Source organism: Bacillus infantis (assembly GCF_020171945.1).
Classification (GTDB): domain Bacteria; phylum Bacillota; class Bacilli; order Bacillales; family Cytobacillaceae; genus Bacillus_AB; species Bacillus_AB infantis_A.
Genome location: NZ_JAIVAP010000007.1, coordinates 1 through 10576 on the forward strand (window position 1 = coordinate 1; position 10576 = coordinate 10576).

At 45.0% G+C, this 10576-nt stretch carries 11 protein-coding genes; 4 read left to right on the plus strand and 7 right to left on the minus strand.

The features are described from left to right. The 4 genes from LCM00_RS12500 to LCM00_RS12515 form a co-directional block, all read left to right on the plus strand. Positions 1-843, plus strand: an 843-nt coding sequence (locus LCM00_RS12500; RefSeq protein WP_224902307.1) for an IS1182 family transposase, incomplete at its 5' end; no start/stop codon positions are given. Positions 844-1061: 218 nt separating this feature from the next. Continuing rightward, complete coding sequence (locus tag LCM00_RS12505) at positions 1062-2543, plus strand: spore germination protein (RefSeq protein ID WP_224902310.1); 1482 nt, start codon at positions 1062-1064, stop codon at positions 2541-2543. 17 nt (positions 2544-2560) lie between these two features. Further along, on the plus strand, positions 2561-3649 hold the full coding sequence (locus LCM00_RS12510; protein WP_318247613.1) for a GerAB/ArcD/ProY family transporter: 1089 nt from the start codon (positions 2561-2563) through the stop codon (positions 3647-3649). Next, positions 3646-4710: a Ger(x)C family spore germination protein gene (locus tag LCM00_RS12515; RefSeq protein WP_224902316.1), complete on the plus strand. Its 1065-nt coding sequence runs from the start codon at positions 3646-3648 to the stop codon at positions 4708-4710. The genes LCM00_RS12510 and LCM00_RS12515 overlap by 4 nt, the downstream gene beginning before the upstream one ends. Before the next feature lie 24 nt (positions 4711-4734). Here the strand turns inward: LCM00_RS12515 and LCM00_RS12520 are convergent, their stop codons facing one another. From LCM00_RS12520 to LCM00_RS12550, 7 genes are all read right to left on the minus strand, one after another. After that, positions 4735-5907: an FtsW/RodA/SpoVE family cell cycle protein gene (locus tag LCM00_RS12520; RefSeq protein WP_224902319.1), complete on the minus strand. Its 1173-nt coding sequence runs from the start codon at positions 5905-5907 to the stop codon at positions 4735-4737. Between the two features lie 546 nt (positions 5908-6453). After that, complete coding sequence (locus tag LCM00_RS12525; protein ID WP_224902321.1) at positions 6454-7233, minus strand: DUF4931 domain-containing protein; 780 nt, start codon at positions 7231-7233, stop codon at positions 6454-6456. 116 nt (positions 7234-7349) lie between these two features. Continuing rightward, entirely contained in the window at positions 7350-8153 is an 804-nt protein-coding gene (locus LCM00_RS12530) for a FixH family protein (RefSeq protein ID WP_224902323.1), read from the minus strand. Between the two features lie 361 nt (positions 8154-8514). Further along, positions 8515-9024, minus strand: a complete 510-nt coding sequence (locus LCM00_RS12535) for a spore coat protein (protein ID WP_224902325.1) — start codon at positions 9022-9024, stop codon at positions 8515-8517. Positions 9025-9051: 27 nt separating this feature from the next. Further along, positions 9052-9321 (minus strand): hypothetical protein, encoded by a 270-nt coding sequence (locus tag LCM00_RS12540; protein WP_224902328.1) that lies wholly within the window; start codon positions 9319-9321, stop codon positions 9052-9054. Positions 9322-9617: 296 nt separating this feature from the next. Next, positions 9618-10253, minus strand: coding sequence for an adenine nucleotide alpha hydrolase family protein (locus LCM00_RS12545; protein WP_224902331.1), 636 nt, complete (start codon positions 10251-10253; stop codon positions 9618-9620). Between the two features lie 76 nt (positions 10254-10329). Continuing rightward, positions 10330-10576, minus strand: a 247-nt coding sequence (locus tag LCM00_RS12550) for a hypothetical protein (protein ID WP_224902334.1), incomplete at its 5' end; no start/stop codon positions are given.

The window sequence follows — 10576 nt, forward strand, 5'->3', positions numbered from 1 at the left end:
GAAAGACTGAATGAAGAGATCAACCAGGACCGTGAGGCTCATGGGAAAAAACCTTTTCCTCCGGACAAGTTTGAAAAAGAAGAGTACAAGGAAATCAAAGAGAGCACAACCGACCCGGACAGCGGTTACTATGTAAAGGATGAACGGACGAAACAATTCGCCTATTCCTACCACGCTGCAGCTGACCGTAACGGGTTTGTACTTGGTGCTATTGTCACTCCTGGAAATATGCATGACAGTCATATCCTTGAGCCTTTGGTGGAGAGAGTAATTGAGAAAGTTGGAAAGCCTGAAGCTGTAGCCGCGGACGCTGCTTATAAGACCCCTGCGATTGCACAGTATTTGTTAGGAAACGAGATTAAACCAGCATTACCGTACACTCGTCCCCACACAAAAGATGGATTCCTGAAAAAGCAAGATTATGTCTATGACGAGTACTATGATTGTTATATCTGCCCAGAAGGGCAGTTGCTGGAGTATGTCACCACGACGAAGGAAGGATATCGTCAGTATAAGTCTAAACCAGAAATCTGTAAAAATTGCCCATTACTTTCACAATGTACATTGAGCAAGAATCACCAGAAGGTGATTCAACGACATGTCTGGCAAGATGCTTTGGAAGAAGCTGACCATCTTCGTCACCAAGATGATATCAAGGAAATTTACGAAAGACGAAAAGAAACCATCGAGAGAGTATTCGCCGATGGAAAAGAAAAGCATGGTATGCGATGGACAACCCTAAGGGGATTAAAAAAATTGTCTATGCAGGCGATGCTTACTTTTACTGCCATGAATTTAAAAAAGATGGCCAACTGGACATGGAAAGAGCCAGAAATGGTCTAAGAGAATGCCTCGTCGAGGCACCAATATTCTTGAAATACAAGAAAAAACTCAAAAGGCACTTCGAATGGACACATTCGAAATGCCTTTTGTCTACAATCTGAAAGGATCCGGAAACGGATCCTTTTTTTATTAGCATACGTTCATAACTATTCCAACTTTGGCAACAATATCGGTAACGCTAAAAAGATGCGGTGATATGAGTGAAAAAGAAAAGCTGGATGAAAAAGCCACGCATCCAAAAAGATGTTGAGTTTAAGGACTGGGAAGAAACACTTGTTAAATCAGAGGACTATAAAAAGACTTTCTATCATAACCAGAAAACGGGACTGAGATTCGGTTTTTCCTTTATGTCCACACTTGTGGATGAGAGCATCCTCCAAAAAGGGGTCCTTCCTTATCTTCAGGGAGAGGAATTTACCCGGATCGAGGATGTCAAAAAGATTATCCCTATTCCAGATGTAAGTGTCTCTGAGGACCCTTCGGAAATTGAACAGAAGCTTTTCAATGGCTATGTAATGGTGACGATTGAAACAGAAGTAAAGCATTTTGCATTTGTTGCAGCCCAGAAGGAAGTTGTCAGAAGCCTGACCCAGCCTGAGGTGGAGTTCAGCGTCATCGGCCCGAAGGAAGCCTTTGTAGAAGCTATTGACCAGAACCTGAATCTGATCCGGAAAAGATTGTCCATTAAAGAATTGATCATCGAGCAGTATACAATCGGAAAGCTTTCGAAAACGAAGGTCGCCGTCCTGTATATCGAAGGAATTGCCGACAATGAGAATGTCAACACGGTGCGGCAGCGCCTGAAGGATATTGAGATTGACCATATCATGGACAGCTCTTATATCGTTGAAATTATTGCCGACAACCAGAATACAATATTTCCGCAAATCCTGGATTCAGAGAGGCCAGACCGGGTTTCCGGCATTCTTGCAGAAGGAAAAATCGCCATTGTGGTGGATGGCTCCCCTCAAGTGCTGATATGCCCGACGACGCTTGTGGAATATTTCAGTTCTTTTGAAGATTATTATTTGAATTGGTATCTATCTTCTTTCTTCAGGCTTGTCCGCCTGTTTGCGGTTGCCTTTTCTATTTTAATCACGCCCATTTACGTTGCAACACTGTCGTATCATTATGAACTGATACCAAAGGATCTGATGAGCACGCTGATCACTTCCAGGAGGGAGATCCCGCTGCCGCCTATCCTGGAGGCACTATTCCTAGAGCTGACTATAGAATTGCTCCGTGAGGCCGGCGCGCGGCTTCCTACCAAGGTAGGCCAGACGATCGGTATCGTAGGGGGAATCGTCATAGGGACCGCTTCTGTTGAAGCCGGCCTGACGAGCAACGTCCTTCTCATCATCGTAGCTCTCTCTGCCCTGGCGTCCTTTACAACACCAGTCTACCGGATGGGCAATACGATCCGCCTTTTGCGGTTCCCCTTCCTTTTCCTGGCTGAGTTATGGGGACTCCTCGGGATTGTATTTTGCTTCTGCATCCTTATGACACATCTGATCAGGCTAACATCGCTGGGCCGGCCATTCCTGGAGCCGATCTATCCTCTCAGAGTCCCGGATTTAAAGGACGCGCTCATCCGCCTGCCATTTTCAAAGCAGTCAAAAAGGCCGGTATATGTCCGGGCTGAGCAGCCGAAGCGCTTTTCCAAAAAGAAGGCTCAGCAAAAGAAAGACATTGATGAGTAAAACGGAGGGTTATGGCTATGAAGCAGTCCTTGCCTGAAAATGTGAAAATATCCCCCTTCCTGATATTTTATATTATTGTGTCCATACAGATAGGCATCGGCGTTCTTGGGTATCAGCGGATCATTGCCAAAACAGCCGGCTATGATGCATGGATGTCAGTCATCGCGGCCGGCGCCTCTATCCATATCATTCTCTGGATGATGTATAAGACAGCCGAAAATGCAGGAGGAGATTTAATATCCATCAACTCATTCGTTTTTGGAAAGAAAATTGGAAAGATGGTCAGCCTGGTATTTTCTGCTTATTATATCCTGCTGACTGCTACAATCTTAAGGACATATATCGAAGTCATCCAAGTCTGGCTATTCCCGGAATTGAGCACCTTCTGGTTTTCTTTCGGCTTTCTGGTTCTGGCAGCATACGTAGTCAGCGGGGGGCTGCGGACAGTCACCGGCGTTGCCTTTCTTGGCGCCATTCTTCCCAGCTATCTGATGCTTACCTTCGCCTTTGCCATCCCATTCAGCGATTATCGCAATCTTTTTCCTGTATTGGACCATTCCATTAAGGATATTGCACTCGCAGCAAGGGATATGTCGCTGACTTATCTTGGCTATGAAATCTTATTGCTTGTCTATCCATTTTTAAAGGATCCAGGCAAATCAAAAAAATGGGCCCATCTGGCCATTTTCACCACAACCTCACTGTATGTCATCCTGACAATCATTACCTTCGGCTATTTTTCTGAAATGCAGCTGCAGAAAACTGTCTGGGCAACATTGACGATGTGGAAAATCGTTGAAATGCCTTTTGTTGAGCGGTTCGAATATATTGGGATTGCCAACTGGAATTTGATCATCCTCCCGAACGCATGCCTTGCGATTTGGGGTGCAAGCAGGATCGTTAAACGTGTCGCAGGCATCCGGCAGCGCAAGAACGTCATTGGCATCGTTCTTATTTGCCTTGCTGTTTCCAATATATTTGAGACCAGGGAGCAGATTGATCTTCTCAATAATATCGCTTCCCAATTTGGCTTCTATTTTAATTGCGGCTATGTTCCTTTGTTGTTTGCCGGCAGCCTTATTGCAAAGAAGGTGAGGAAAGAATGAGATTACCCAATTATTTATCGCTCATTGTGGTTTGTATGCTCCTGACCGGGTGCCTGGAAAAAGAAATTATTGATGATTTGAATATTGAGAGCGGGATTGCTTATGATTGGGAGGATGATAAATTGAAAGGCACCGCCCTCATTCCTGTCTACCTGCCCGATCAGCCTGTTAAAAATGTCACTTTTACCAGCACCTCCACCTTGAGCAGGGATCTGCTGCTGGAAATGCAGCGCCAGTCGTCTGAACCTTTGGTGACTGGAAGCTTGGAAGTAGGCGTGTTTGGTAAGGAACTCACGCAAAGGGGAATCATTGATGTTCTTGATTCTTTCCAGAGGGATGCAAGCATCGGTGCCAGAGTATTCCTGGCAGTTGCGGACGAAAAGGCCGGCGATATTATGAAAGGGGAATATGGTACAAGGGGAAATGCCATCTATATCTCCAATCTTCTGAAGCATAATATGGAACAGCGGGATGTCCCCAAAAGCAATCTCCAAATCTTTTTGGCATCTTTCTATCAGCAGGGCAAAACAGCTTATTTGCCTAAGCTGAAAAATATGGGCAAGGATAAAGTGGAAATTGCAGGGATCTCCTTATTCAAATTTGATAAAGTCGTAGACGAACTGCCCCCTGATAAAATGTTCTTTTTCAAGCTGCTGGTAGACAAGTACAGCGAGGGCTCCTATAAGATAAAAATCGGGAACGACCAGGCAGCCATCAAAAGCATCAGTTCAAAACATAAAATAAAAATTATAAAAGAGGAGCCCTATAAACTCGCTGTCGAAATAAAAATAAAAGGGATTATCCGGGAGTACTCAGGAAAGCAGCTGACCATTAAAGAGATCAAAGATGTGGAGAAAAACTTCCAGACTCTTATTAACAAGGAAGCGGAAGCCCTCATTACCCGCTTTCAAAAGGAGGGTATTGACCCGGTAGGATTTGGCGCACTTGTTAAAAGCAAAACAAGGGGATTTGATTTTAAAAAATGGGAAGACGAATATAAGCACATGAGCGTAGAGGTCACAAGCAATGTGAAGATACTTGAATCAGGGGTTATAGAATAAAAAAGGACAGGGGCTTCCCTGTCCTTAATCACTGCTTGAAAACATATATTTTTTATAATGGTAGCGGATGGAGAAAATCAGGCTGATGGCAAGCATGCTGCCCATGAGCGAGCTTCCCCCATAGCTGACGAACGGAAGCGGGATTCCCGTGATTGGCAGGAGGCCGATCGTCATGCCGATATTCTGGAATACATGGAAGGTGATCATGCTGATGACCCCAACACAAATATATGTGTAAAAGTCATTCTTCGTTTCCATGCCCACTTTCGTAATATGATAAATCAGCAGGAAAAACAGGCTGATCAGGACACTTGCCCCAATGAACCCGAACTCTTCCCCGACAATACTGAAAATAAAATCAGTATGGCTTTCAGGAAGATATACTTCCCTTGTGCCGTACCCCTTTCCGCTTGTCTCCCCGGAACCGATGGCGAGCAGGGAGCGCGTCAGCTGGAATCCGGTCGTCCCCTGATAATTATAGGGATCAATCCAGGAATAGATGCGGCCGAACTGGTATTGTTTGACGCCCAGATATTTTTCCAGCAGATCGGGGTGCCAGAGCACGAGGTAGAAAATGCCGGCAATCAAGGTGATACCCCCGCCAAATATAGGGAGCAGGAGCTTCCACGTAATTCCTGAAATGAAGATCATTCCGATCATGATTGCAATGAAAACAAGGCTCGTCCCTAGGTCAGGCTGCTGCATCACCAGCATGAGCGGCAGGAACGTGACTGCACCGATTTTCACCAGCAGCCAGAGGTCGGTTTGGATCGTCTTGATCCGATACTTTGGGTGATGGTCTGTTATCACCCTTGCCAGAGCCAGGATTATAAAAACCTTTACGACCTCGGAAGGCTGAAGGGACCCTACCGCAGGGAAGGTATACCAGCTCTTAGCACCATTTATGACCGGTGCAATCCCCGAGGGAGCCACGATCAGAAATCCCAGCAGTGCAATTCCCAGCCCATAGGCATACCAGGAAATCTTCTTCAGCTGATCAGAATCAAGCGTCATAACCGTTCCAATAATGCCGGCCCCGACCACCCACCAAACAATCTGCTTCAGAAGGAAATTATCTTTATACTGGCCCGTCGTCTGCGCGCTGTAAATCGAAATGCAGCTGACCAGGCAAAGCAGCATCAAAATCAGTATCAACCCAAAATCTATACGATAACTAGAATTATTTTTAGAAGTCATAATCGTCTCCTTTTATAGAAAAGCGGAAGGGGCTTGTTCAGGTGCGACAAGCATAAGACGCTTAGGAATAAAAGGCGTTCTTTGCCTTTAATTCCTAAGTGGCTTATGACTCGAGCACCTAGCCCCTGCAGCTGGACAAATAGAAAAGCGGAGGGCGCTTGCTCAGCCTCGACAAGCATAAGACGCTTAAGGATGGAAGGCGTTCTTTGCCTTCAATCCTTAAGTGGCTTATGACTCGAGAGGCTAGCGCCCGGAGCTGGACAATAGAAAAGCGGAGGGCGCTTGCTCAGCCCCGACAAGCATAAGACAAACAGAGCGAAAGGTTTGCTCTTTAACCTTTTGATCTGTTTGGCTTATGACTCGAGAGGCTAGCGCCCGGAGCTGGACAAATAAAAAAGCGGAGGGCGCTTGCTTTACATTGCGCAGGCTGCCAAAACAAAAAATCTACTACAATTCTTCATTATATTTTTTTAAGAGACAAATCACAACTTGTTTCATGCTTCTGGATATTATTTCATTTTTCACTATTCTTTCTCAGTTGCCGGATCAGTCTCCAGCAGGGAAGCTGTCAAAGTACTTGCTGCGGATATCCTCTTTCATCCATTCCAGATTATTGGGGACCTGCGGAATCGAATAGCCGATATAAATAGGCGTTGTTACGAACCGCGGAACGATTTTGGCAAAGATATCATCTTCAAGTTTATAGAAAAACAAATTATAGCTGCTGCATTTGAATGGGAAGCTGTGTAGGATATAGCGGACCGCTGCCTGAATATATACAGCAAAGGCACCAATTTCATCCATGCTTCCAAGCTTTGCATTAAACTCATAAAAACCGATTTTTGGGGCTGTTGAAATATTGAGCAGCGTTTTGCCTTTTTGGCTGATGACAAGTCCTTCAAATTCTTCTTTCCTGATATTCTCTGCATAATCCACTTCATCAAGCCCGACAATCTGCATATGGGGATGCGCGATGGTCCCCCCCGAGAGCGGCCCGTGATTTTTAAAATACAGGACAGATGTGAAGCGGCCGCTACTTTCCATTTCCAACCAGTTTTTTAATCCGAAGCTAAGCAGCTTTTCCAGATGCTCTGAAGAATATGTTGAGATATCCCCGCTGCACTCATCTGATTCGATCAAAACGGTCTGCAGGGTATTTTCGAGTACAGGAAATTTATTTTTCAGCAGAATGATATTATCCTCGACTGCAAGGATATCGGTCAGCTTTTCTCTTTCACAGAAAGGGCAGCCTTGTTCTTTGTCACGAATACTGTTAGGTTTTTTCACTCCGATTGAAGTGTTAAAGTTCAAATGTGTCTTTGTCATATTTCCACCATCCTGCAGGTTTTTCTCCTATAAATCATATCACTGCCTCCTGAATCTGGCGCCTTTTTGCCCTTACGCAGGAAAAAACGGCAGCCTCAGAGCTGCCGTTTCTCTCCCTATTCATTGACGGTCAGAGGAAAATCCGAGTGTTCATGCAGCCCTTCTGAGTTTTCCACATGGACAGTCACTGTATAGCTGCCCGCCTCTGCAAAAGTATGCTCTGCAGCATATTTGCCTTCACCTGATTCTGTCAGGTTCACCCACTCGGGAGTGCCTTTTCCTTCTTTCATGATTTCAAGCTTAACAAGCGCTTTTTCAAGAGGAGCCCCATCTTTCTTGTCCACCTGGACCTCAAGGCTCGCTGCCTGTTTCATATGGATATGATCCGGCTTGAGGAAACTGATTGCAGCCTCACCATGATTGTGGGAGGATTCTTCTCCGCCTGTTGCATGGTCATGCCCTTCATCTTCCCCATGTTCATGAGCGGCTTCTCCGTCAGCGCTATTGTCAGCTTCTCCGCCTTCACCGGCTTGTACCTCAGTTTTTGGCATTGTATGCATATCCCTTGCTGTCACATGGACCTGGACCATATAATCGCCATCCTTGCCGAAGGTCTTGGAAGCCTGGTATATTCCTTTGCCTGTATGTTCTGCAGGAAGCATCTCACTCTCATCCTGATTTCCTTCCTGCCAGATTTCAAACTTCACTTCATTTGCATCCTCGACAGCCTCTTCCCCCTGCACTACCTTTACAGAAAGGGTAATTTCTTCATTCAGCTCCACTTTTTCCGGAACATCAAGCTTAGCTTCAAGGATTTCCGGTATTTGTCCCCCGTTCCCCTGGCTGCTTTCATCAGAAGTATTTCCGCAGGCTGCAAGAAACATCACAGCAAGGATATAAACATATAGAAATTTCTTCATTATTTGTCCCTCTTTCATACAGATTACTTTTATAAAGGATACTATACCTCTTAATTGTGAAGTAAGTAAGAAATTACATCAAACATTTGATAACGGAAGCTGTGCCAATAGGTATATTATAGCTCTCATTCCCTCCGGGTCCAAATCCTATAAGAAAAGCACAAACGCCTTGATCCCTGAAGGAATGCAGACTAAGTACGCCGTGTCCTGCAGCAGCGTCTGCATAACCCGCAGGCACCGCTGCTGGACAGTAATTAAAAATCTTATAAAAAAAAGCGGCACAAGGAAGTTCCTTATGCCGCATATAAATTATATTAAAGGAGGTAGGGTTGAATAAGTCTGCGTTTGTAAGACTGCCTGATTACAGGATTTCCAGTTCAACAACCAGCGCAAGAAGTACCTGGATCAGCAGGTTGAGTGTCAGGGCTACTTGAGTATCTTCAAGGTTTACAGTACAGTCTTTCGCATTTTCAATATATACGCTCTGGCGGTTAGATTGGTTGATTTGTGTGAATTGAAGCAGATCTTCAGTGATCCTTTCAGCTTGGCCTCCGTCAGCAATTGAGATATTGATGACAATTACGATGGCTACAACGAGGGCTGCCTGCAATGAGGCGGCAACTTGAGTTTCACTTGAATTAACCTCTACATTGAGGCAGTTTTTAAGAACAATGCACTCTCTGGAAAATTGGCCCATATTTGTACCTTGCACGACATCTTTTACATCTCTGTCGCTGCTGTCAAAAATGCCCATAGGATGGCTTGATGAAGGATCCAGGGCATTCCAACCGCTGTTATGGCATGATGCGCCGGCAGCATTGCTTTCACAAAAAACATCTTCTACCTTAGGACGATAGTTTCCACTTAACAATGTAATCTCTCCCTTTATTTTTTTGCCTTATCGGCTTTTTTTCCTAAACGTGCGTTTGGCTTCTTTCTTAGGCTCTTCTTCAGCGGAATCTTTTTTCTTATTTTGTGCTTCAACAAATTCTTTAACTTGCTGTTCCAGATCTTTTACAAGATTGCGGATACGCGTTTTTTCTTCATCTGACAGGCTTTTCTTTTTCAATCCGCTTTCATCGCTTTGATTCCGCTTTAAAAGGTCTTTGACTCTAAGGCTTACAAGCTGGTTCGATAGCTCAGCCATCTTGTTGTTTAGTTCATCCAACACAGTTCACCCCCTCCGAGCGCTTATACTATTTAATATGATTTTTAAGCCGGCAAGTGAGGGCTAATCCCTATCCCGGCTTAAAAGGGCGTTTGTATCGGCTGATGGTGCGCCAATTAAGATGCTTGGCCCTTATACTACTTGTATATGGGATTTCATCCATTTAGTTCGGGCACATCCCCCGAAAGCAAAAAAAGGGCCCTATGCAGGGGCCCTTTTGCGGCATTAAACAAGCAGGCGGCACTATTTGCCGGCCATTGCTTCCTGTGTTTAGTTTTTTAATGCTGCAGCACTGATCAGTCCTTTTCCTCTGCTTCTTCTGCAGCGGTACCATTATGGATTTTAATCACTTTTTGATCCTTTCCATCACCTGCTACAAAATAGCCATTGGAAAAGTCGGTAGACAGCTCCCTGAAAAAGGTGCCAAGAGTACCTTCTTTTCCGTTATCATCAAAGGAAATTCTATATCTGCCTTCTTCTTTTACCAAAGAAGCTTCTATGCCTTTATCCCATTCACCGGCCGGATCGTAGACATCGCGGTTTACTTCAACAAGATGGAGGTCAACGCCTTCAAGAAGCTCGAACAGATGATTGACGAGGGAATGCTTGACGACCATTTCCCATTTGCTCTGAATGGCGTGGGCCATGACGATTTGAGTGGCGGACTTCTCCCGCACTGTTTCGGCGATTAAGTCAGAAACTTTTTGTCCGTTCTTATATTTTTGGATGGCTGGAAGGCCGTATTTTTCAGCCAGTGATTCGAACAGCATCTTCGTTTGTATCTGGTTGAAATCAAGATCCTTTTCCTGCCCCGGGAGCACTGACAATACATAGCACTTCCCTTTAAACGCATCGGCAAGGAGCTTCCCCCTCTGAATGAGCGTTTCAGCATGCTGAGGGCTGCTTACACATACCAGTATCGTTTCCAGCAAAATCATTCACCTCGTTTAGAATTTTGCCTACATTATAGCATAGCCTGTCAGAGCACCCCAGCCATAAGCGGTTGATTCAGGCATCCCCTTTTAGCCGCTGCATATAAAAGATTTTTGATGGGATGATAATGATGAACTTAAGATAAGGAGGGGAAAAGCGATGACAAAAAAGTATAATAAAGGCAGCAATAACCAAAACTCCCCGCGGGCCGGCCTGTCCGAGCCAATCAGCGGCGACAACAGCAAAGGGAATAAACACAACAAAGATCAAAAAAGCAAGACTGACGCGGACTAACCGAAATGCGGAGGGCGCTTGTTCAGCC

Coding starts and splice junctions, on each gene's coding strand:
- LCM00_RS12505 (WP_224902310.1), top strand. CDS start 1,062: ATGAAAAAGCCACGCATCCAAAAAGATGTTGAGTTTAAGGACTGGGAA.
- LCM00_RS12510 (WP_318247613.1), top strand. CDS start 2,561: ATGAAGCAGTCCTTGCCTGAAAATGTGAAAATATCCCCCTTCCTGATA.
- LCM00_RS12515 (WP_224902316.1), top strand. CDS start 3,646: ATGAGATTACCCAATTATTTATCGCTCATTGTGGTTTGTATGCTCCTG.
- LCM00_RS12520 (WP_224902319.1), bottom strand. CDS start 5,907: ATGACTTCTAAAAATAATTCTAGTTATCGTATAGATTTTGGGTTGATA.
- LCM00_RS12525 (WP_224902321.1), bottom strand. CDS start 7,233: ATGACAAAGACACATTTGAACTTTAACACTTCAATCGGAGTGAAAAAA.
- LCM00_RS12530 (WP_224902323.1), bottom strand. CDS start 8,153: ATGAAGAAATTTCTATATGTTTATATCCTTGCTGTGATGTTTCTTGCA.